19 protein-coding genes are annotated in these 23,654 nt (G+C 46.1%); 18 read left to right on the plus strand and 1 reads right to left on the minus strand.

Annotation, left to right across the window (positions count from 1 at the left end; all coding sequences use genetic code 11):
* The 18 genes from RT269_RS24550 to RT269_RS24635 all read left to right on the plus strand — a co-directional run.
* The coding region (locus RT269_RS24550) for an ROK family protein (protein WP_313186588.1) at window positions 1-405 on the plus strand (405 nt) is incomplete at its 5' end.
* Window positions 402-1,718 (plus strand): 6-phospho-beta-glucosidase, encoded by a 1,317-nt coding sequence (locus RT269_RS24555; protein WP_313186589.1) that lies wholly within the window; start codon window positions 402-404, stop codon window positions 1,716-1,718. The genes RT269_RS24550 and RT269_RS24555, both read left to right, overlap by 4 nt.
* Before the next feature lie 5 nt (window positions 1,719-1,723).
* Window positions 1,724-2,704, plus strand: a complete 981-nt coding sequence (locus RT269_RS24560) for a GNAT family N-acetyltransferase (protein WP_313186590.1) — start codon at window positions 1,724-1,726, stop codon at window positions 2,702-2,704.
* The gene (locus tag RT269_RS24565) at window positions 2,689-3,405 is read left to right on the plus strand and encodes a PIG-L deacetylase family protein (protein WP_313186592.1); all 717 of its coding nucleotides are present in this window, start codon (window positions 2,689-2,691) and stop codon (window positions 3,403-3,405) included. Before RT269_RS24560 ends, RT269_RS24565 begins: the two co-directional genes overlap by 16 nt.
* Window positions 3,406-3,570: 165 nt before the next feature.
* The gene (locus RT269_RS24570; RefSeq protein WP_313186593.1) at window positions 3,571-4,713 is read left to right on the plus strand and encodes an exo-beta-N-acetylmuramidase NamZ family protein; all 1,143 of its coding nucleotides are present in this window, start codon (window positions 3,571-3,573) and stop codon (window positions 4,711-4,713) included.
* Between the two features lie 16 nt (window positions 4,714-4,729).
* Window positions 4,730-6,295, plus strand: a complete 1,566-nt coding sequence (nagZ, locus tag RT269_RS24575) for a beta-N-acetylhexosaminidase (protein WP_313186594.1) — start codon at window positions 4,730-4,732, stop codon at window positions 6,293-6,295.
* A 251-nt stretch (window positions 6,296-6,546) separates the two neighbouring features.
* The gene (gene add, locus RT269_RS24580) at window positions 6,547-7,539 is read left to right on the plus strand and encodes an adenosine deaminase (RefSeq protein ID WP_313186595.1); all 993 of its coding nucleotides are present in this window, start codon (window positions 6,547-6,549) and stop codon (window positions 7,537-7,539) included.
* A 73-nt stretch (window positions 7,540-7,612) separates the two neighbouring features.
* Window positions 7,613-9,919, plus strand: a complete 2,307-nt coding sequence (locus tag RT269_RS24585; RefSeq protein WP_313186614.1) for a RelA/SpoT family protein — start codon at window positions 7,613-7,615, stop codon at window positions 9,917-9,919.
* A gap of 128 nt (window positions 9,920-10,047) precedes the next feature.
* Window positions 10,048-10,692: an MBL fold metallo-hydrolase gene (locus RT269_RS24590; protein ID WP_313186596.1), complete on the plus strand. Its 645-nt coding sequence runs from the start codon at window positions 10,048-10,050 to the stop codon at window positions 10,690-10,692.
* A 74-nt stretch (window positions 10,693-10,766) separates the two neighbouring features.
* A complete protein-coding gene (hemZ, locus tag RT269_RS24595) occupies window positions 10,767-12,221 on the plus strand; it encodes a coproporphyrinogen dehydrogenase HemZ (RefSeq protein WP_313186597.1) in 1,455 nt (484 codons plus the stop codon).
* A gap of 128 nt (window positions 12,222-12,349) precedes the next feature.
* Window positions 12,350-13,609, plus strand: a complete 1,260-nt coding sequence (hisS, locus tag RT269_RS24600) for a histidine--tRNA ligase (protein WP_313186598.1) — start codon at window positions 12,350-12,352, stop codon at window positions 13,607-13,609.
* Window positions 13,610-13,677: 68 nt separating this feature from the next.
* Window positions 13,678-15,468 (plus strand): aspartate--tRNA ligase, encoded by a 1,791-nt coding sequence (gene aspS / locus RT269_RS24605; RefSeq protein ID WP_313186600.1) that lies wholly within the window; start codon window positions 13,678-13,680, stop codon window positions 15,466-15,468.
* Window positions 15,469-15,671: 203 nt separating this feature from the next.
* Window positions 15,672-17,501, plus strand: coding sequence for a bifunctional UDP-sugar hydrolase/5'-nucleotidase (locus tag RT269_RS24610; RefSeq protein ID WP_313186602.1), 1,830 nt, complete (start codon window positions 15,672-15,674; stop codon window positions 17,499-17,501).
* A 117-nt stretch (window positions 17,502-17,618) separates the two neighbouring features.
* Window positions 17,619-18,149 carry a GNAT family N-acetyltransferase gene (locus RT269_RS24615; protein ID WP_313186604.1) on the plus strand — a complete coding sequence of 177 codons (531 nt, stop codon included), beginning with the start codon at window positions 17,619-17,621 and terminating at the stop codon, window positions 18,147-18,149.
* Window positions 18,150-18,229: 80 nt separating this feature from the next.
* Window positions 18,230-18,766, plus strand: a complete 537-nt coding sequence (locus RT269_RS24620) for a CDP-alcohol phosphatidyltransferase family protein (RefSeq protein ID WP_313186606.1) — start codon at window positions 18,230-18,232, stop codon at window positions 18,764-18,766.
* A gap of 217 nt (window positions 18,767-18,983) precedes the next feature.
* Window positions 18,984-19,505 (plus strand): DinB family protein, encoded by a 522-nt coding sequence (locus RT269_RS24625; protein ID WP_313186608.1) that lies wholly within the window; start codon window positions 18,984-18,986, stop codon window positions 19,503-19,505.
* Window positions 19,506-19,752: 247 nt separating this feature from the next.
* The gene (locus RT269_RS24630) at window positions 19,753-20,865 is read left to right on the plus strand and encodes a tetratricopeptide repeat-containing glycosyltransferase (protein WP_313186610.1); all 1,113 of its coding nucleotides are present in this window, start codon (window positions 19,753-19,755) and stop codon (window positions 20,863-20,865) included.
* Window positions 20,862-21,980: a tetratricopeptide repeat-containing glycosyltransferase gene (locus tag RT269_RS24635; protein ID WP_313186611.1), complete on the plus strand. Its 1,119-nt coding sequence runs from the start codon at window positions 20,862-20,864 to the stop codon at window positions 21,978-21,980. Before RT269_RS24630 ends, RT269_RS24635 begins: the two co-directional genes overlap by 4 nt.
* A gap of 1,457 nt (window positions 21,981-23,437) precedes the next feature.
* On the opposite strand, the gene RT269_RS24640 is transcribed toward RT269_RS24635, so the two are convergent.
* Window positions 23,438-23,654 (minus strand): hypothetical protein (locus RT269_RS24640; protein ID WP_313186612.1); only part of this gene is annotated, 217 nt, incomplete at its 5' end.

Here is a 23,654-nt window from a genome sequence, read left to right on the forward strand (position 1 = left end):
GGCCTGCGGGATGCGGACGGCAGGCCAGCGGCGGAAGGAGCAGGAGCGACCTCTCTTTTGGTCAGAAAGGTGTCGGAGATCCTTGGCAGGGAGGTGGATGGAGCGTATATATTCAACCATCTGGACCAGCCGGACATTGACCGGATATACCAGGACTGGCTTTATAAGGGGGCAATGGTGATCGGCAACTTTGCTGTCACGGTGGATCCTGAAATACTGCTGATCGGCGGGGGGATCAGTGAAAATAAGATATTTATAAGGGATATGAAAGAAGCGGTATATACCCTGTATCCCCATCTAAAACCATATACGGCCATCGAGGCCTGTGAACAGGGAAATATGGCAGGGAGAATGGGGGCCCTGTATTTATTGCTGCAAAGCGGAGAAGGAGGCGTTTGGTCATGAAAAAAGGTGTGAAAATCGTGGCAATCGGAGGAGGGTCCAGTTACACACCGGAGCTGGTGGATGGATTTTTAAATAGATATAAAACCCTGCCTGTGAAGGAGCTATGGCTGGTGGATATCCCTGAGGGTGAGGGAAAATTACAGATTGTAGCTGAATTCGCAAAGCGTATGGTAAAAAAAGCAGGAGTTCCAATGAAAATCCATACTACCCTGGACCGGAGAGAGGCTCTTACCAGAGCTGATTTTGTCATAACCCAGCTGCGGGTGGGACAGCTGCAGGCCAGAGTGAAAGACGAAAGGATCCCCTTAAAGCACGGACTCCTCGGCCAGGAAACCAATGGTGCAGGCGGTCTGTTCAAAGGAATGAGGACCTTACCGGTTATTTTGGATATCTGTAAAGACATGGAGGAACTGTGCCCGGAAGCATGGCTGATCAACTTTACCAATCCGGTGGGCATGGTCATGGAGGGAGTGAACCGTTACAGCAGCTTCCGGAAGTTCATCGGACTGTGCAACGTACCTTACGGCATGCATAAAGCGGTGGCAGATCAGCTTGGCAGGCCTATGGAAGAGGTGAACGTCACCATGGGCGGTCTGAATCATATGGTTTACGTGACCAGGGTGGAAGCAGATGGAAAGGACATAACGGAAGACGTTGTCAGCCATTGGGGGGAAGGCGGCATTGTGAAGAATATAAAGGCAGTCAGCTGGGACAAAGATTTTGTAAAAGAGCTTGGAGTGCTGCCATGCTCCTATCACAGATATTATTATATGGCAAAGGAATATCTGGAAGAAGCCCTGGAAAAATATGAAAAACATGAGACAAGAGCAGAGCTTGTGGAACAGGTGGAAAAAAAGCTGTTTGAGCTTTACAAAGACCCTGGATTGGCTGAAAAACCGGAATTGCTTTCCCAGCGGGGCGGTGCTTATTACAGTGATTCGGCATGTAATCTGATCCACTCCATTTATAATGACAAGGGAGATATTCAGGTGGTAAACACCATAAACAGAGGTGCCATAAAAAATTTCAGGAATCATGAGATCGTGGAAGTAAGCTGCAGGATCACAAAGGATGGACCGGTTCCGGTCAACGGTTTGGAACTGCCATGGACGGTCAACGGTCTTTTGCAGCAGATCAAATCATTTGAAATTGCCGGGTGCCGGGCGGCCATAACCGGAAGCCCTCAGAAGGCCCTGCTGGCACTTATGATCAATCCCCTGGTGGGATCCCAGAAAGAAGCAAAGGCTGTGCTTTACGAGCTGCTGGAGGCACATAAAGAATATCTGCCTCAGTTTTTCAACCATAAGGAGTGACTTTGATGATATTTTTGGATCTGAACAAAGAGAATGCAGGAACCGCCTATGAATTGTTTGAAGCTGCGGTCCGGGCAAAAGAGGTATTGTTCCGGTCCTTTGAAAACCAGAGTGACTTTTGCAGGTTTTTTATGGAGGACCAGGCAGAAGAGGTGCACAAAATCACCATTCTGGAGGAACATGGCTGGGGATTTGCGTCGGGCTGCTTTGTAAGCGGCGAGAGCAGAGCCTATCTTTCCATGATTGTTGTAAAAAAGGAAATGCAGAGACAGGGAATCGGAAAAGCAATGCTTGCCTGTCTGGAAGACAGACTACGGAAGGAAAGCGGAGCTTCAAGGATAGAAATTGTTTTTTTTAATCCCATGGCCTTTCCTTGGCAGATTCCCGGGAAAAAGGCGGCAGATCATCCCAATGCTCCGGGAGTGGATGTAGGAAGCAATGCCTACCTTTTCTTCAAAAATTGCAGGTACCGGGATTATGCCATGCAGAACAGCTATTATTTAGACCTTCATGATTATTCTGAGCCTGATTTTGCGGCAGACATCAAAGAAAAGTTGGAAAAAGAGGCTATTACGATAGAAATTCATAATTCTGCCAGGCATTACGGCATGGAAGAAATGATACATAAGTTCCAGAATCCTTTGTGGGAAAGAGACATTCTGGGGGAGACGGCAAAGGGAGAAAACAGCCGCCCCATTCTGATCGCAGCACACAATGGCAAAGTGATCGGCTTTACAGGACCGCTGGATGTAGAAAAGAGCGGGAGAGGATATTTTTGCGGAATCGGCGTGGATCCCGATTACCGGGGGAAAAGGATATCAACGATCCTGTTTTGCAGGTTATGCATAAGCCTGAAGGAAAAGGGCGCAGATTTTATGAGCCTTTTTACAGGAGAAAATAATCCGGCAAGAAATATTTATGAAGCTGCAGGTTTCCGGATCGTGAGGACCTGGGCGGATATGAGGAAGGAATGGAAAGACGGATGAATGGAGAAAAAAAGTGCATCATGGCGGTAGGAGGCCATGTGGGAGATGCAGAGTTGACAAGCGGTGGATTTCTGGCGACTATGTCACTTAAGGGTTACCGTATCGTTACCGTAGCATTGACCGGCGGGGAAAGAGGGAATCCGCCTGATAGATCTGTGGAAGAATACAGGATACAAAAAGAAAAGGAAGCCGTTTCTTTTGCCGGAATGCTGGGAGGGGATGCAGTGGTATTCCCTTACAGAGATGGAGAATTACCAGACAATGAGGAGGTAAGATTTCGGCTTTGTGATGCGATCCGGCAATACCGGCCTGCTGCATTGCTGACCCATTGGAAGAACAGCATGCACAAAGATCATGAAACCACCCACAGGATCGTCAAGGATGCTCAGTTTTTCGCAGGACTTTCCGGACTTGAAAGAGAATACAGCGCTCATTTTGCAAAAGGACCCTACTATGCGGAAAACTGGGAAGATTCGGCTGGCTTTAAAAAATATATTTATCTGGAAGTATCAAAAGAAGGATTTGAACTATGGAAAAAAGCCATTGACACCCATTGGTTTGCCGTGCACAGTCCATCCTTTCCCTATAAAGAGTATTATGAGCATCTCATGAGGGTAAATGGCTGTCTGGCAAGAACCGGGTACGCAGAGGCATATGATGTGGATCAGGAACAAAAGAAGGTTGTATTATCGGAGTTGTAAAGCCGTTTCCGATCATCGGATGTCAGGCTGAAAAACAGCTCTTTTATCACCATCTGCGTTGCAAGCGAAGATAAGTTATATTATGAAAACAAAAAGATGTTTTCGTGATCGGATGGACGGCAGCAAAAAACGCTGCTTGTTATCAGAATTAAAAAGAGGGTCATTATGGTGAAAAATGGGATCGATTGTGTGGACCGCTGGCATAAGGTCTTTGACGGGAAACGTCTGGGTCTGATCACTTCTATTTCAGGCGTTGACAGGCATTTAAATTCTACCATCGACATACTTCATAAAAAATACCGGCTGACAGCCCTGTTTGGACCGGAGCACGGAGTCAGGGGAAATGTGGGTGCAGGAGGTGATGTTGAGGACTACATAGACACGAATACCGGATTGCCGGTATATAGCCTGTACCGGAGAAATTCAAAAAGGCTGACTAGGGATATGTTAGATCAGGTGGATGCCGTAATATATGATATTCAGGACATTGGAGTCAGATATTACACCTTTATATCAACGATGATCTATGGGATGGAAGAGTGCGCCAGATATGAAAAAGAGTTTATTATACTGGACCGCTATAATCCTCTGGGGGATCTGGCGGAGGGCAACTGCTTAAAGACCGGATTTGAAAGCTTTGTAGGGGCCTATCCTTTGTGTATGCGCTATGGGCTTACGGTGGGTGAACTGGCCCTTATGGTAAATGAGGAGAAAAACCTTGGCTGCAGGCTGACGGTAATTCCCTGTGAGGGCTGGAGCCGGCATACCATGCAGCCGGAAACCGGTCTCGTGTGGGTGATGCCAAGCTCGGGAATTCCTAGATATGAGACTGCCCTGGTATATGCGGGAACCTGCCTTTTTGAAGGAACAAATATATCAGAAGGAAGGGGAACTACGGCACCTTTTGAAATAATCGGTGCGCCATTTGTAGATGCAGGTAAGCTGGTAAAGCATATGACAGAAAAGAGTCTTCCAGGCGTGTTGTTTTCCCCGGCTTATTTTACACCCTGTTCTTCAAAATTTAAGGGAGAAGCCTGCGAAGGAATCCATATTCATGTTACGGACAGCCGGGCCTTCCGGTCCACGATCTGCGGCCTGGAGCTTCTTGATGCAATAAAGACCATTTATGAAGACCGCTTTGCTTTTCTGGATCCTTATGAGGGAAGCACCAGGCGAATGGAAGATCTTTTGTTCGGATCAGACACGCTGACAAAGAAAACAGCTTCAAAAGAGGAATTGCTGGCCGGGTTTGAGAGGGATGCAAAAGCGTTTTCAGAGCGCAAAAAAGCATATCATCTTTATGAATGAAAGAGGTGACTGGAGTATGGGAGAAATGACATTAAAACAAAAGATCGGACAAATGATGGTGGCCGGTTTTCCCGCCGGGGAATTAAGTGAAGACATGATACGTCTGATAAGGGAGTATAAAGTTGGGAACGTTATCTTATTTTCCCATAACATAGAAAGCAGGAACCAGCTGAAGAGACTATGTGATTCCATTCAAAGGCTGGTAAAGGAAGAAACCGGAGAATATGCTTTTATCACCATCGACCAGGAGGGGGGAGTTGTAAGAAGACTTCCCGAAGGATCGGTCAGCATACCGGGAGCAATGGCTCTTGCACAGACCGGAGATAAGGAAAATGCATATGAAGCGGCACTTCTTACAGGGCAGGAATTAAGAGAAATGGGAATCAATTTCAATCTGGCTCCGGTCCTCGATATTAATAACAATCCGGATAATCCGGTGATCGGTGTGCGAAGCTTTGGACCGGATAAGGCCGTGGTGGCCGAATTTGGCTGTGAAATGGTGAAAGGATATTTAGATTCCGGAATCATGTGTTCGGTAAAGCATTTTCCGGGCCATGGCGATACGGCAGTGGATTCTCATCTTTCCCTGCCCAGCATAAGGAAATCCTATGAAGAGCTGGAGCAGGAGGAGCTGATTCCGTTTATCGAAGCCTTCCGGCAGGGAGCAACAGCCGTAACCCTTGCCCACATTCTGTTTCCAAGAATTGAAAAGGAAAATTTACCGGTAACCATGTCAGAAACCATGATCCAGGGAATCTTAAGAAACAGGCTGGGATTTAAAGGGCTGGTGATTTCCGATTGCCTGGAAATGAATGCCATTAAAGAATATTTTGGTACTGCTTCCGGAGCTAGAAAGGCCATTACGGCAGGAGTTGATCTTGTATTCATTTCCCATACGGCAGGCCTTGCAGCGGAAGCGGCTAAAGAGATAGAGCAGGCAGTGGAATCCGGCGAGATTCCAATATCCCGGATAGACGATGCAGTGGAGCGGATCCTTGCATACAAAAAAAGATATGCGGGGCCCAATGCAGTTGCAGGAAAGAAATCCCATAAGGAACCGGAGGAGTTTGTAAAATCACTGTTTCGTGACAGCATACGGTTTACGAACCGGGAAAGGGGATATGTCCATCTGCTGGGAGAAAATCCTGTGTTTTTAAGCTGTTTTGCCTATCGTTCCACTTTGGCCTCCAGCCGTGTGATGGAGGATCTGCTGTTTGCTGCATATATGCAGGAAAGGTTTGGAGGAGATGGGTATTCTTTTTCCATAGATCCGGATGCAAGGGAAATAAACGAAATACTGGAAAAGGTAAAAGATAAGGGATATACCAATCTTGTACTTGGCACCTACAATGGACATTTAAACCGTGGTCAGAGTTCCCTTGCAAAAGAACTGGAAAAATTAAAGATACCGATGGTCATGGCGGCATTTCGAAATCCCTACGATCTGGATGAGGTCGGTGATGGGGCAGATAAAATTGCGGCATATGAATACAGCAGGCAATCCTTTGAGGCGGTTGTGTCATTGTTTAAGCAGTGCGGCTCCAAAAGGGGAAATTCCATGGAACCGCATATGATACTATGATGCTGACCTCGTGCTCCCTCTTTTAACGTATGGTTTACGTGCCCTTCTTCTATGGGGCACGTTTTTTATTTCATGAAAGCTCTTCATTTTGAGCAGGATAATAAAATGATCTGCTCAAAAAAAGCTTCCACATCAGATATAACCATCCGGCTGATCCCCAATACAGCATTAAGCAGGAGCTAATCACGAAATATTTGTTACTTTTCCTATAATATGATAAGATATTTTTATAGAATAAAGGAGGAATCGTTATGAAACTACTGGAAACAGACCTCCATCTGCATTTGGACGGCTCCTTGACCATTGAAACGGTTAGGCAGCTTGCAGAGCAGATCGGATATGATTTTGAAGGGCAGGGCGGAAGAGAAAGCCTGGTAGCAGGGGAAAACTGTGAGAGCCTTGTGGATTATCTAAAGTGCTTTGACTTACCGGGACAGCTGCTTCAGACGGAAGAAGCACTGGAGCTGGCAGCATTTCATTTAACGGAACGGCTGGCCTCCCAGGGCCTTATTCTCAGTGAGATCCGGTTTGCACCCCAGCTTCATATGAGAAAAGGACTGACCATGGAAAAGGCAGTAGAAGCAGTGGTCAGAGGAATAAATAAGGGAACAGCCAACTCCCCTATGAAGGCGGGGATCTTGCTCTGCGCCATGGTTAACGGGCCTGACCGGGAAAATAAGGAAACCTTTGAAATTGCAAAGGCTTACCTTGGAAAGGGTGTTGTTGGGGCAGATCTTGCGGGGCCGGAAGGGCTGATCCCCATGGAACATTTTGAACCCTTATTTAAAGAGGCGGACCGGAACGGTGTACCCTTTACCATACACGCAGGTGAGTGCGGAGATTATGAAAATATCACAAAAGCGGTCCATTACGGAGCAAAAAGAATCGGACATGGATGTGCCGCAATCAAGTCAGAGGCATGTATGGACCTCTTAAAAAAGGAAAAGATTACCTTAGAGATGTGTGTGATCAGCAACCTTCAGACAAGGGCCGTTCCCTCCATAGAGGAGCATCCGTTAAAGGCCTTTTATGACCGGGGAATCCGGGTTACCTACAATACGGATAACATGACTGTTTCAGATTCCACACTGGAAAAGGAAGCGGAGCTCATTAAGAAATATATGGGATTTACGGATGCGGATCTAAGACAGATGAACCGGTATGCACTGGAAGGAGCTTTTCTTGAAAATAGACAGAAAGAAAAAATATTTGCATTTTTCGACAATAATAATTATAATGAATGATAACTACGTTTAAAAATAGGTGAAAACCAGGAATGCAACAAAAGGGTGACGGCATATGGCAGATAATCCAATGATGGAAAAGAATAATTTGGCGGCTTTGGAAAAGGAACGTCCGGAAAAGCGGAAGGTGGATGTGGATCTGGAAGCTCCGGCTGATTTTACCAGCCCGGACGTACTTTATGAAGAACTGGTCCGCAGTATAAGGAGATATCACCCTTCCGATGATATCACCATGATAGAAAAGGCATATCATATTGCGGATAATGCCCATAAGGACCAAAGGCGCAAATCGGGTGAACCGTATATCATTCACCCTCTTTGTGTTGCCATTATTCTGGCTGATTTAGAGATGGATAAAGAGACCATTGCCGCCGGGATCCTTCATGATGTGGTCGAGGACACGATCATGTCCTTAGATGAGCTGAAGGCGGAATTCGGGGAAGAGGTAGCCCTTTTAGTGGACGGCGTCACCAAACTGACCCAGATATCCTGGTCCATGGATAAGATGGAGATCCAGGCTGAGAACTTAAGGAAGATGTTTTTAGCCATGGCAAAGGATATCCGCGTCATTATCATCAAATTGGCGGACCGCCTCCACAACATGCGGACGCTGCAGTACATGAGACCGGAAAAACAGAAGGAAAAGGCAAAGGAGACCATGGAAATCTATGCTCCCATTGCCCACCGTCTTGGTATTTCCAAGATAAAGATCGAGCTTGACGATCTCTCCTTAAGATATCTGCAGCCGGAAATATATTATGAGCTGGCAGAAAAAATATCTTTAAAAAAGGATGCCAGGGAAACTTTTGTAAAGAGCATTGTAGATGAGGTACAGGAACATTTACGGACCGGCGGGATCGAAGCCAGGGTAGATGGCCGTGTGAAGCATTTTTTCAGCATCTATAAAAAGATGGTGAACCAGAACAAGACTCTGGACCAGATTTATGATCTGTTTGCCGTTCGTATTATCGTTGACAGCGTAAAGGACTGCTACGCCGCCCTTGGGGTGATCCATGAGATGTATAAGCCCATTCCCGGCCGCTTCAAGGATTATATTGCAATGCCGAAACCCAACATGTACCAGTCTCTTCATACCACTCTGATCGGAAACAATGGGCAGCCCTTTGAGATCCAGATCCGTACTTACGATATGCACCGTACCGCAGAATACGGTATTGCCGCTCACTGGAAGTATAAAGAGAGCGGAAGCGGACAGGTGGCAGCAGGCAAAGAGGAAGAGAAGTTAAGCTGGCTGCGTCAGATCCTGGAATGGCAGAAGGACATGTCCGATAACAAGGAATTCTTAAATATGGTAAAGGGAGATCTGGATTTATTCTCCGACAGTGTTTACTGCTTTACCCCTTCCGGAGATGTGAAGAATCTTCCCGCCGGCTCTACGCCAATTGATTTTGCATACTCCATACACAGTGCAGTAGGCAATAAGATGGTGGGATCCAGGGTCAATGGAAAACTGGTGAATATTGATTACGTGATCGAGAACGGCGACCAGGTGGAGATCATCACTTCCCAGAACAGCAGGGGGCCCAGCCGGGACTGGCTGAACATAGTGAAAAGCACCCAGGCCAAAAACAAGATCAACCAATGGTTTAAGACAGAACTGAAAGAAGATAATATCCTTCGCGGCAAGGAAATGGTGGACCGCTACTGTAAGACAAAGGGAATCATTTATTCTGAGATCAGCAAGCCGGAATACCAGGAAAAGGTCATGAAGCGTTATGCGTTCCGTGACTGGGAATCCGTTCTTGCATCCATCGGACACGGGGGCCTTAAAGAGGGCCAGGTCATCAATAAGATGGTGGATGAACGGAATAAGAAGCTTAAGAAGGATGTTACGGATAACAGCATTTTAAATGACATAGAGGATATGAGCAACAGGCTGCCAGTTAAGAGACGTTCGGGCAGCGGAATCGTGGTTAAGGGAATCCACGACCTTGCAGTCCGTTTTTCCAAGTGCTGCAGCCCGGTGCCGGGAGATGAGATCGTAGGCTTTGTAACCCGCGGACGGGGGATTTCTATCCACAGGACAGACTGCGTCAACGTCTTTAATCTGCCTGAGGACGAGCGGAATCGTCTGATTGATGCGGAATGGCAGGAATCGGAGGGGGATGACACCAAGGAACGGTATTCCTCGGAGATCAAGATATTTGCCAATAACCGGATCGGCATGTTTGTTGACATATCCAAGGTGTTTACAGAGAGGCAGATCGATATCACCTCCATGAACTCCAGAACTAACAAGCAGGGCAAGGCGACCATTACCATGACCTTTGATATTCATGGCGTGGAAGAACTTGGCAAGCTGGTTGACAAACTGAGACAAATCGAAGGAGTCATAGACATTGAGAGGACTGCGGGATAACGCAGTTTTCTCTTTTTGCGCGGGCAATGAGCCGAATGATAAAATTTGGAAAGCGTGTTTTTCTTAGTTGTCTGAACCGGATTTGTATCAGGTTTACATAAAGATAGTTTCAGTTAGGAGATAAAAATATGAGTGATTTCAGAATTAAGACCTGTCCAGTGGGCCAGCTTGGAACCAATTGCTATGTATTATACCGGGAATCCCTTAAAAAAGCGGTAATTGTGGACCCGGGCGCAGACGGGGAATATATCCTGGATCTGTGCCGGGAGCTTTCCCTGATTCCGGAGGCGATTTTACTGACTCATGGGCATTTTGATCACATTCTGGCGGTAAAAGATATCAAAGAAGCATTTCCCGATGTGAAAATTTATGCAGGAAAGCAGGAAAAAGAGATGCTGGCAGAACCGTCTGTCAATTTGTCTTCCTCCTTTGGTAAGGCTTATTCGGTTCATGCAGACGGATATGAGGAGGATGGAGCCATCCTTTCCCTTGCAGGAATGACCTTTAAGGTTTTGTTTACCCCAGGCCATACTTCAGGTTCGGTCTGTTATTTAATTGAATCTGAAAACGTCCTCATAAGCGGGGATACTCTCTTTTTGGAGTCTTTAGGAAGAACGGACTTTCCTACGGGAAGTCAGTCCCAGATCTTGAGCTCCATAAAGGAACGGCTTTTTGTCCTGCCTGACGATACTCTTGTTTATCCGGGCCATGGGGAGGCGACCACGATTGGTCATGAGAAAGTATACAACCCGGTGGCATTATACAGAGGATAGGAAGCATCAAGAGGAAAGCACCCCGCGGGTATCCCGATATGCCCATAAAGCATGGGAGCAGATGAGGAAAACACATGATAGGATTAATATTAGACGACCAGTCCTTTGAGCAGGATATCAGAGAGCTTTTAATGGCATTTTATCCAGGAGAGGGCTTTGTCCACAAGGAAAGCCCAGAAGAGGCGTACCGTCTTCTGGTACGGGGAAGGACAGGAGAAGCTGATTTCGAACTGTCGATCCAGGATTTTGAGAAGGGCATTGTAAGTTCTTCATCCACAGAAGTGGATTTTACAGACCGCTTTGAAACCAAGAACCGGATTAAGCGGATGCTTTATGGCATGGTTCAGGAGCTTACGGGGATCGAACTTCCCTGGGGTACCTTAACAGGAATCCGGCCCACCAAAATAGCCATGACAAAGCTTATGGAAGGGAATACGGATGAGGAAGTCCGCAGATACATGAAGGATACGTATTTAACCAGTGACGGAAAGGTGGATTTAAGCCTGGAGATTGCAAAGCGGGAGATGGAACTCATTTCCGCCATTGATTACAGCCACGGCTACAGCTTGTATATAGGTATTCCTTTCTGCCCCACCACCTGCCTTTACTGTTCCTTTACTTCTTTTCCCATCGGACAATGGGAAAAACGCATGGAAGAGTATCTGGAAGCTTTGTTTAAGGAAATGGATTATACGGCAAAGAAAATGGCAGGAAGGATCCTTGATACGGTTTATATCGGCGGAGGTACGCCTACCTCCCTTTCCGCCCTTCATCTGGATAAGCTGATAAGCAGGCTGAAAGCAACCTTTGATTTTACCGAAGTAAAAGAATTTACCGTGGAGGCCGGACGCCCGGACAGCATTACCGTAGAAAAGCTTCAGGTTCTAAAAAGCCATGGCGTGACCCGTATATCCATTAATCCACAGACCATGAAGCAGGAAACCCTGGATATCATCGGCCGGCGCCATACCGTAGACATGGTAAAGGACCGTTATTCCATGGCAAGATCTTTGGGCTTTGACAATATCAACATGGATTTAATCATCGGCCTGCCGGAAGAGGATATGGAAGATGTGACCCGTACCATGGAGGAGATAAAGGCTCTTGGGCCAGATGGCATTACCGTTCATTCCCTTGCAATCAAGCGTGCGGCCCGCCTTAATATGTTTAAGGAAAAGTACGAGGATTTAAAGATCACCAATACTCAGGAAATGATCGATTTGACTGCCTCCTATGCCAGAAGCATGGGGCAGGAGCCCTACTACCTTTACCGTCAGAAAAACATGGCCGGAAACTTTGAAAACGTCGGCTATTCTCTTCCAGGCAAAGCCTGCATCTATAATATTTTAATTATGGAAGAAAAGCAAACCATTATAGCCTGCGGGGCAGGAACTACCACAAAGGTGATATTCCCATCAGAAAACCGTCTGGAACGGGTGGAAAATGTCAAGGATGTGGAACAGTATATTGCAAGAATTGATGAAATGCTGGAAAGAAAAGAAAAAATGCTTGCAAAATTGGAAATGTAATTTACAATAGAGGCATGATTTCATAAATCCTGCCCATGCTTTTTGGGCATAGAGGTATACCCGAAGGGTGTTTCCTATCTATCGTAGGGAATTACCCTATAAAATAAGAAAATAACGGAGTGAACGAAATGGCATTGAAAAAGAAACCGGTTACCGGAATGAAGGATATTCTTCCCGCCGAAATGCAGGTACGGGAATATGTGATGAACCAGATACGTGAAACTTATGGCGGCTTCGGCTTTCATTCCATCGAAACTCCCTGTGTGGAGCACATTGAAAACCTGACCAGCAAACAGGGCGGAGATAATGAAAAGCTGATTTTCAAGATCATGAAGCGGGGAGAAAAGTTAAATCTGGAGACAGCACAGGCGGAAAATGATCTGGTTGACAGCGGCCTCCGGTATGACCTGACCGTTCCCTTATCCAGATATTATTCTAATAATGCGGCATCCCTGACCGCTCCCTTTAAATCCCTTCAGATGGGAAGTGTATGGAGGGCGGACCGTCCCCAAAAAGGGCGATTCAGACAGTTTGTCCAGTGCGACATCGACATATTGGGGGATTCCACCAGGCTTGCAGAGATCGAACTGATCCTGGCTACGACCACCTTGCTTGGAAAGATTGGATTTAAGGGGTATACCGTAAGGATCAATGACCGGAATATCTTAAAGGGAATGGCTGCTTTCTGCGGCTTTCCGGAAGAAGCTTATGACCAGGTATTCATCATTCTGGATAAGATGGATAAGATCGGTATGGATGGTGTGGCAAGGGAACTGGCAGAAGCAGGTTATGATGAGGAAAAAATTAAAAAATATCTATCCCTTTTTGAGTCGGTGACAGAGGATGCTGCCGGAGTGCGCAGCCTGGGCAGCGTCTTAAAGGATGCGATGGATCAGGAACAGGCAGAAAACCTGGCGGCTATCATTGACAGTGTGAGCCAGATCACCACCAGCCAGTTTCACATCGTGTTTGACCCTACCCTCGTGAGGGGAATGTCTTATTATACAGGAACCATTTTTGAGATCCAGGTAGACGGTTTTCCTGGTTCCGTAGGTGGCGGCGGCCGATATGATAAGATGATCGGAAAATTCACCGGCATGGATACGCCTGCCTGTGGTTTTTCCATTGGATTTGAACGGATCATCACCATCTTGATGGATGAGGGCTTCACGGTTCCTGGAAAGGAAGACAAGGTGGCCTTTCTGATTGAAAAGGGTGTAAGTGATGATGTGATGAATGGGGCCGTCAAAGAGGCGATGGAAGAACGGGCTAAGGGTGTGACCGTTCTGGTTTCCCAGATGAATAAAAACAAAAAGTTCCAGAAAGAAGGCCTTGAGAAGGAAGGCTATACACTGTTTAAGGAATTCTATAAGGATGCACTTAAGTAAATTTATCAGGAGGAACGCCTAAGGGGCATACTGATATGCTAAAAAACATGGGCAGGAAAGAGGATATTATGGCAGAATCAATGTTAGGCTTAAAAAGAACACATAGATGCACAGAGGTTACAATAGCCAATGTGGGCAGTGAAATAACGGTTATGGGCTGGGTCCAGAAAAGCAGAAATAAGGGAGGAATCATTTTTGTTGATTTAAGAGACCGTTCCGGAATTCTGCAGATCATTTTTGAAGAAAGCGATTGCGGAGCTGAAAGCTTTGCAAAGGCTGAAAAATTGAGAAGTGAATTTGTTATCGCAGTGACCGGCGAAGTGGAAACAAGGGCAGGAGGAGTGAATGAGAACCTGGCAACAGGTGCCATTGAAGTACGGGCAAAGAGCCTAAGGATTTTATCCGAATCTGAAACACCTCCCTTCCCCATCGAAGAGAACAGCAAGACAAAGGAAGAACTGAGATTAAAATACCGTTTCCTTGATCTTAGAAGACCTGATATCCAGAAGAACATCAGGGTGAGAAGCCAGGTTGCCACCTTAACAAGGGCATTTTTGGCGGAAGAGGGCTTTTTAGAGATTGAAACGCCGACACTTATTAAGAGCACTCCGGAAGGCGCCCGGGACTATTTGGTTCCAAGCCGTGTCCACCCAGGCTCTTTCTATGCACTTCCCCAGTCTCCCCAGCTTTTTAAGCAGCTGCTGATGTGTTCCGGTTATGACCGTTATTTCCAGCTGGCAAGATGCTACCGTGACGAGGATCTGCGTGCAGACAGACAGCCGGAATTTACCCAGATCGATATGGAACTATCCTTTGTGGATGTGGAGGATGTGCTGGAAGTCAATGAAAGGCTGTTAAAGAAATTATTTAAGGAAATCACTGGATTTGATATCCAGCTTCCGATTACCAGAATGACCTGGAAGGAAGCTATGGACCGCTTTGGTTCCGACAAGCCGGATATGCGTTTTGGAATGGAACTTAAAAATGTTTCCGATGTAGTAAAGGATACGGAATTTGCAGTGTTCAAAGGAGCTCTTGAAAACGGCGGTTCTGTCCGCGGCATCAATGCTAAAGGGCAGGGAGCTATGCCTCGTAAGAAGATCGACGCTTTGGTTGAATATGCAAAAGGCTTTGGCGCCAAGGGCCTGGCCTATCTTGCTGTGAATGAAGACGGAACCTATAAATGTTCCTTTGCAAAATTCATGACAGAGGAAGAGCTTCACACTCTGGCAGATGCAATGGGAGCAAAGCCTGGAGATCTGCTTTTATTTGCGGCAGACCGGAATAAAGTGGTATTTGACGTATTAGGCAACTTGAGACTGGAGCTGGCAAGACAGCTTGATCTTCTGAAAAAGGATGACTTTAAATTCTTATGGGTAACGGAATTTCCGCTGCTTGAGTATTCCGAAGAACAGGGCCGTTTTACTGCAATGCATCACCCATTTACCATGCCTATGGATGAAGACTGGGCGCTTATTGATAGCAATCCTGGCGCTGTCCGTGCAAAAGCATATGACATCGTGTTAAATGGTACGGAGCTTGGCGGAGGTTCTGTCCGTATCCACCAGAGTGATATTCAGTCCAAGATGTTTGAAGTGCTGGGCTTTACAAAGGAACAGGCAGAGGATCAGTTCGGCTTCCTTTTGGAGGCGTTTAAATATGGTGTTCCGCCTCATGCAGGACTTGCTTACGGTCTGGACCGGGTTGTTATGCTGATGGTAGGCGCAGACAGCATCCGTGATGTAATTGCATTCCCTAAAGTAAAAGATGCGTCCTGCCTGATGACTGAGGCACCTTCAACGGTAGATCCGAAGCAGCTTGTGGAGCTGGGAATAGAAATCAGTGAAGAAAATGAATAATTGATTGATGAGGGAGGCCCTTCTGCTAAAAGTGTCAGCTTTTGGCGGATGGGCCTCCCTTTTCTATGTTTATAATTAAAAGGTCTAAAAGAAACCTGAGAAATGGAAGAAATAATTTTAAAATATGGAAAAATAATATACTATTTTTACATTTATCTGATATAATAGAGGAAAATGTACTTTTCAAAAGGAGGGTTTCAACAATGAAAGGAAGTAAGACAAGAAGGTTTTTGTCACTATGGCTGGCTCTGCTCATGGTCCTGTCCCTGACGACAGGCATATCCTTTTCTTCTCTGGCTGCAGACAGGGATATCGTGGTTCTCTATACCAATGATGTCCACTGCGGGGTTGATGAAAACATAGGATATGCGGGACTTGCTCTCTATAAGAAAGAGATGCAGGCTCAGACTCCATATGTGACGCTGATTGACGCCGGAGATGCCATTCAGGGCGCGCCTATTGGGACACTGTCAGACGGAGGTTATTTGATCGACATTATGAATAAGGTCGGTTATGACTTCGCAGTGCCGGGCAACCATGAGTTCGATTATGGGATGCCCCGTTTTCTGGAATTGGCAGGAAAGTTAAGCTGTGGTTACTATTCCAGCAATTTTATGGATTTAAGGACTGGCTCCACGGTATTTGCTCCTTATAAGATCTTTACATATGGGGATACTAAGGTCGCGTTTGTGGGTGCAACTACCCCGGAAAGCTTTACCAAATCCACACCAGCTTATTTCCAGGATGGAAATGGTAATTATATTTACGGTTTTTGTGAAGATGAAAATGGACAAAGACTCTATGACCAGATCCAGTCATCTGTAAACAGTGCAAAAGCAGAGGGAGCTAATTACGTAATTTTGGTAGGCCATCTGGGCGAAAACGGGACAACAGACCGTTGGACCTCTGATAACGTGATCAAGAATACTACGGGCATTAATGTATTAATCGACGGCCATTCCCATGAGGAATATGGAAAGTACGTAAAGAATAAGGAGGGCCAGGATGTACTTCTTACCCAGTCAGGTACAAAGTTAAAGAACATCGGAAAGCTGACACTTCATACAGATGGAACATTTTCCAGCGAACTGGTTTCCCAGGTTCCGGCAGGAGCGGGCACCAGCGCTTATACCGTAAAGAATGGGGATTCTTTAAGCCGGATCGCTAAGAGAGAATTAGGCTCCTATAACCGTTGGAATGAAATCTATGAAGCAAACAGGGATAAAATCAAGGATCCTAATGTCCTGACTGTAGGAATTCAGTTGGTAATTCCTGGAAAAAGCGCTGTTACAGCTGACGGAAAGGCCATTGACTATGATACAGACAAATTTGTAAAGGCGATCCAGGCGCAGTACAATGAGACATTGAAGGCTGTGATCGGGCATACGGATGTTGAACTTACAGTGAATGATCCGGCAACCGGAAACCGTGCGGTCAGAAGTGCGGAGACAAACCTTGGTGATCTGTCTGCGGACGCATACCGCTATGTGCTTGGAGCAGAGATCGGCTTATCCAATGGCGGCGGTATCAGAGCCAACATAAAAGCCGGCAACATTACCTATAATGATACCCTCACCGTGTTCCCATTCGGTAATATGGGTTGTGTTGTGGAAGCAAGCGGCCAGCAGATCAAGGATGCCCTGGAAATGGCTTCCCGGAACTGCCCGAAGGAGAATGGTGGTTTCCTGCAAGTATCAGGTCTTACTTACACCATCGATACCACTAAGGCTTCCAATGTACAGTTGGATGAAAAAGACAATTTTGTGAAGGTAAACGGAGCATACCGGGTATCCGATATCATGGTAGGCGGCGCTCCTCTTGACGTGAATAAGACTTATACCGTAGCCTCCCATAACTACATGTTAAAATCTGCCGGTGATGGCATGACCATGTTTAAGGGAAGCAAGGTGATCCGGGATGAAGTCATGACTGATGTAGATTTGCTTTCCACTTACATCCGCAGCAATTTAGGCGGCAATGTAGGTGCTGATTATGCAAATCCTGTAGGTCAGGGCAGAATTACCATTAAATAAAATGAAAAGCAGCCTGCCCCGGTAAGATGGGGCAGGCTTTTCCATTGCTTCTTTTCTCAGGAAATGATACACTTAAAGATAGAAGCAATTACAGATAAAGATTAGGAGATTGATATTATGTTGTTAAAAGACCCGCAGACCCGTTTTGAGGAAATATACCAGATTTATAAGGAATCATTTCCAAATATTGAGCGCCGGACAAAAGACGATCAGAAAAGGGTTTTCGGTAATCCCTGTTATAAAGTCCGGGTGATAGAAGAGGAAGAAAAGATTGTGGCCTTTCTGGGATACTGGGATCTGACCTCTTGTGTTTTTATGGAACATTTGGCCACAACGGAAGTATGCAGGGGAAAAGGATATGGAAAGCTGCTGGTACAAGAGGTTATGGAGGAAACAGAAAAGCCTGTATTTCTGGAGATAGAACCAATCACGGAGGAGAATCCTATAACCAGAAGCAGGGCAGTATTTTATGAAAGGCTGGGATTTCACTCCAATTCCTTTTACTATGAGCAAATGCCCTTAAAGCCTTTGGACAAGCCTATTCAGCTGTGGATTATGAGTTATGGAAAACCTGTGACGGAAGAAGAATTTCTGCCGTATAAAAAAGAAATTTATGAAATAGTATATGGTGTGGCTGCTTTTGAATAAAAATTGAGAGTGCAGCCACGTACTGTCAGAGAAGCCGGCATTATGCCGGCTTTGGCTGTAAGGGGATACCGGAGGCTCAGATGAAGAATATTCCTAACTTAATTACAATGACAAGAGTGTTAGGAACCGTGGTTTTGTTAACAATGGAACCATTTTCAAGACAATTTCTCATTGTATATTTTTTATGCGGCATCAGTGATGTTTTGGACGGAATGATTGCGCGAAAGATGAATGCCGTAAGCAAAAAGGGTCAGATGCTGGATAGCATTGCTGATGTTTTCATGGTTATAGTTTTGTTGTCCATATTTGTTCCCAGCTTTAAATTGCCTTTATGGGGAATATATTGGATCGCTGCGATTGCTGTTGTCCGCTTGATATCCCTAGGCGTTGGTTTTATTCGTTATAGGCAACTTGCCTTTTTACACACTTACGCTAACAAGCTGACAGGGTTTGCTTTGTTTACTTTTCCGTTTCTATATATTGGATCAGGATTATATGCGGCAGCCATTTTGGTCTGTTTGATTGCAAGCATTTCGGCGATAGAAGAATTGGTTATCAATACGGTTTCTATAAAGTTACGGCGTGATATTAAATCCATATTTTCACTAAAAAAATAGAATCGTCAATTGGATATTCGCGATCCGCTTTGCTGCCTGCTCACAGCGTGTCCCGCTTCACTGGCACAAGTAAGTTCAACCTATCACTTATGCCTTTCCGGCATTGCAGTGGGGGAATTGCTTGATGAGGTTAAAAAGATCAAAGTCAGAGGTATCAAGTGGATTTTCTATCATGATGATCACAAATATAAATTTGAATTCGAGAGGTGGTATTGATATGGAAGAAAATTTATTAGTTAAGGTTATAAAAGATCAGACAGTCCGTGCTTTATGGGAAGTGAAAAATGTTATTGATTGTGTACCAGATGAGTTATGGAATAAAGAGTATTGTGAAATGCCTTGTTGGAAACATATTTATCATATGCTTCATTCGCTGGATTTATGGTTTATCAATCCAAGTGATAAAGAGTTTGTAGAGCCTGAAATACACGAAAAGGACTTGAATAACTTAGATGTAATCCCCAGTAAATATCTTTTAAGAGAAGAAATAAATGATTATTTTGCTGATATTGATATAAAAGTAAAGACTTACCTTTCACAACTAACAGATGATCAACTATTAGATACTCCGCCTGATTGTGGATATAATAAATTCACTTTGATTTTAGCGCAGTTCAGGCATTTACATAGCCATATGGGAATGATAATGGGCTTTATTATTGACGACACAGGCTTATGGCCAAGAGTGCTGGGATTAGAGAATCCTTTTCCTGTTGGGGAATACAAAAGATATTTTTAATTATAAACTCTCAAAATAGGAGTATAAAGTTCAAATCGTCTATAGGGTTAAGCGAAACCAGGAAGTTGATGGAGCTTTTTATTATGTTATTAGACATAAAGATTGTTTTGTCCGGCATTATGCCGGCTTTTTTTGTTCGCACCAATATTCACAAAAGCCGTTTCTTCACAGGATGGGCAGCAAGATGCATATATTGATTTTAGAAGAATAAAAAAAGCAATTAAAATGACTAGAGGAGTCGGTGGAAGTGAATCAATATAAAATTTGCGTATATGCAATCAGTAAAAATGAAGAACAGTTTGTAGACCGATGGATGGATGCAGTATCCGAAGCCGATGCTGTCATTGTGACGGATACGGGCTCAACCGATCATACGGTTGAAAGACTTCGGGAAAGAGGAGCCATTGTTTATGAAGAAACTATATCGCCATGGCGGTTTGACACAGCCCGCAATGTGGCGCTAAGCCATGTCCCCGAGGATATGGACATTTGTGTTTCGAACGATTTAGATGAGGTCTTTGAGTCAGGATGGCGGCAAAAGCTGGAAGAGCTATGGAAGCCGGAATACACCCGTGCACGATACTTATTTACATTTGCCTTTAATCTAGATGGTACCCCCAAAAAGCAGTATCCCATGGAAAAAATCCACATCAGGCATGGCTACCGCTGGGTACATCCGGTACATGAGGTTCTGGAATACAGCGGTACAGGGTTTGAGAAGGTCTCATGGATCAACGGGTTGGTCCTTAATCACTATCCGGATTTATCAAAGCCAAGAAGTCAATATCTTCCCCTTTTGGAACTATCTGTTCAGGAAAATCCGCTTGATGACAGGTCTATGTTCTGGCTTGGAAGAGAATATGTGTATCACAGAAATTTTGATAAGGGAATTGAAACGCTGAAGAGACACCTCTCCCTTCAAACGGCTCAATGGAGTGAGGAACGAAGTGCCTCCATGCGCTTTATTGCTCAATGTTATGAAGAGAAGGGGAATATGAAAGAGGCCAGATCATGGCTCTTTCGGGCTTTGGCGGAATGCCCGGATGCCAGAGAACCATATCTTGCTCTGGTAAAATCAGCCTATAAGGAAAAAAACTGGCCGCTGACCTATGCTATGGCAGAAAAGGGATTGACGATCTCGAGAAATTCAGGAAGTTATCTGGTAGACCCGGAAAGCTGGGGGTATGCATTGTATGATTACGGTTCCATCAGCGCTTACAATATGGGGCTGTATGAGAAGGCCAGGGACTATGCCCGTATGGCCTTGAGCTTGAATTCTTCTAATGAAAGACTGCAAAATAATCTGCTATTGATTGAAAATAGGATCAAAAAACAGGAAAAGGCGGAGGAATCATCATGAAACTAAAAATCTGTGTTTATGCTATTTGCAAAAACGAGGTCCAATTTGTAGATAAATGGATGGACTCTATGAGTGAGGCCGACCTGATTGTAGTCACGGATACCGGTTCTGATGATGGGACTGTTGAAAAGTTGAAAGAACGGGGTGCGGTTGTCTATGTGGACATCGTTAAGCCGTGGAGGTTCGATGTGGCGCGGAATATTTCCCTGAATCATGTCCCGGAGGATGTCGACATCTGCGTCTGCACGGACCTTGATGAATTATTTGAGCCAGGCTGGCGTAACAAACTGGAGGAAGCATGGCTTAACCATAGGCCGGAAGGTTCCATGCCTACCGCAAAAATGGGAAGATACCCTTATAACTGGAGTCTTAAGGAAGACGGGACTCCTGACATTCAATTTTATTATTTTAAAGTGCATAGCCGGCAGGGGTTCCGTTGGAAATGTCCTATCCATGAATTTCTCCAATATACGGGAAAATTACCCATTGAAACCATATATATAGAAGGAATGATTCTCAGCCATTACCCAGACACCGATAAATCCCGGGGGTCATATCTTCCCCTTTTGGAGCTTGCTGTGAAGGAAGATCCGGAGGATGAGAGGATGCGTTATTATCTTGGAAGAGAATATATGTATAACGGCCAGTGGCAAAAATGCATGGAAACACTTAAGGAATATCTGGCTTTGCCGGCTGCTGTATGGAGTGATGAGCGATGTGCCGCTATGCGCTGGATTGCAAAAGCCTGCTATAAAACAGGAGACTTGAAGGGAGCATATGCCTGGTATTATAAAGCCATTGCTGAAGTACCGGATATGCGTGATCCCTATGTGGAGTTCTCTAAAATGTGCTATGAAATAAAAGACTGGGCGATGACTTACTTTTTAACAAAAGAAGCTTTAAAGATAAAGGAGAAATCGAGGACCTTTGTCAATATGGGATATTCCTGGGATTATACACTGGATGATTTTTGCGCCATAGCAGCCTATTGGCTGGGCATGCCGAAGGAATCCCTGGAACATGCAAAGAGTGCTCTTGAATATGCCCCCGATAATGAACGGCTAAAAAGCAATTTTAAGATCATTGCAGCCGTACAAAAATCAAATGATCCTTAAAGATGGAACGTTTTATTGATGACATTCTAATATGTACCTTTAGGGATTTCTAGAAAGGGTGTCATAATATGCAATATGCCAGTGATGGTCATGAAATTAACCCGGCGGCGACAATACAGGAGTGTTCAGGAAAAGTTTGCAGATGTAACAGAGGATGCTGTTCTATTGGGCCTACAGGTCCTACGGGTCCCAAAGGTCCACAGGGAGTGAGAGGTAATACAGGGCCGGAGGGACCCCCTGGCTGCCAGGGGCCCAGAGGGTTAAGCGGCTGTCCTGGCCCAGCAGGCCCAACGGGTCCGACAGGCCCACAGGGAGCAATGGGTCCAATGGGTCCGAGAGGAGTAGTGGGCCCAGTGGGTCCAACAGGTCCGCAGGGAGCAACCGGTCCAATGGGACCGACAGGTCAGCAAGGGGGAGCAGGTCCAACGGGTCCGCAGGGAGCTTCTGGTCCGACTGGTCCCCAGGGGGGAATAGGTCCGACCGGCCCAACCGGTTTGCAGGGTGATATCGGACCAACTGGTCCACAAGGGATCACCGGACCAACAGGTCCGCAGGGAATTATTGGCCCAGCTGGTCTACAGGGAGACACCGGTCCAACAGGTCCACAGGGAATTATAGGTCCAACAGGTCCGCAAGGAGTAAACGGCCTACTGGGGGACACAGGCCCAACTGGTCCACAAGGTGATGCGGGCCCAACTGGTCCACAAGGTGATGCGGGCCCAACTGGTTCACAAGGTGATACAGGCCCAACAGGCCCAATTGGCCCAATTGGTCCAACAGGTTCGCAAGGGATAACAGGACCAACCGGCCCACAGGGAGATACAGGTCCAAATGGCCCGCAAGGAGACACAGGACCAATCGGCCCACAGGGAGACACCGGCCCAACTGGCCCTACAGGTTCACAGGGAATTGTTGGTCCAACAGGTCCTCAGGGAGAGGTAGGTCCAATCGGTTCGCAGGGTGATACCGGCCCGACTGGTTCACAAGGTGATATAGGCCCAACGGGTCCACAGGGAGATACAGGTCCAATAGGTCCACAGGGAGACACAGGCCCAATTGGTCCAACGGGTTCGCAAGGGATAACAGGACCAACCGGCCCACAGGGAGATACCGGTCCAAATGGCCCGCAAGGAGATACAGGTCCGACCGGTCCGCAAGGAGACACAGGACCAATCGGCCCACAGGGAGATACCGGCCCGACTGGTCAACAAGGTGATATAGGCCCAACAGGCCCAACGGGACCACAAGGTGATACAGGTCCAACAGGCCCACAGGGAACTATAGGCCCAACGGGTCTGCAGGGAGACACAGGCCCAACGGGTCCACAAGGAGTAACGGGTCCAATTGGCCCACAGGGAACTATAGGCCCAACGGGACCACAAGGAGTAACGGGTCCAATTGGCCCACAGGGAACTATAGGCCCAACGGGACCACAAGGAGTAACGGGTCCAACCGGCTCACAGGGAGATACAGGTCCAATCGGTCCACAGGGAGATACAGGCCCAACGGGTCCACAAGGAGTAACGGGTCCAATTGGCCCACAGGGGGATACAGGTCCAATCGGGCCACAGGGAGATACAGGTCCAACAGGTCCACAGGGAACTATAGGCCCAATCGGTCCACAGGGAGATACAGGTCCAACCGGCCCACAAGGGGACATAGGCCCAACGGGTC

Source organism: Lacrimispora sp., from assembly GCF_032078915.1.
Taxonomy (GTDB): Bacteria; Bacillota; Clostridia; order Lachnospirales; family Lachnospiraceae; genus Lacrimispora.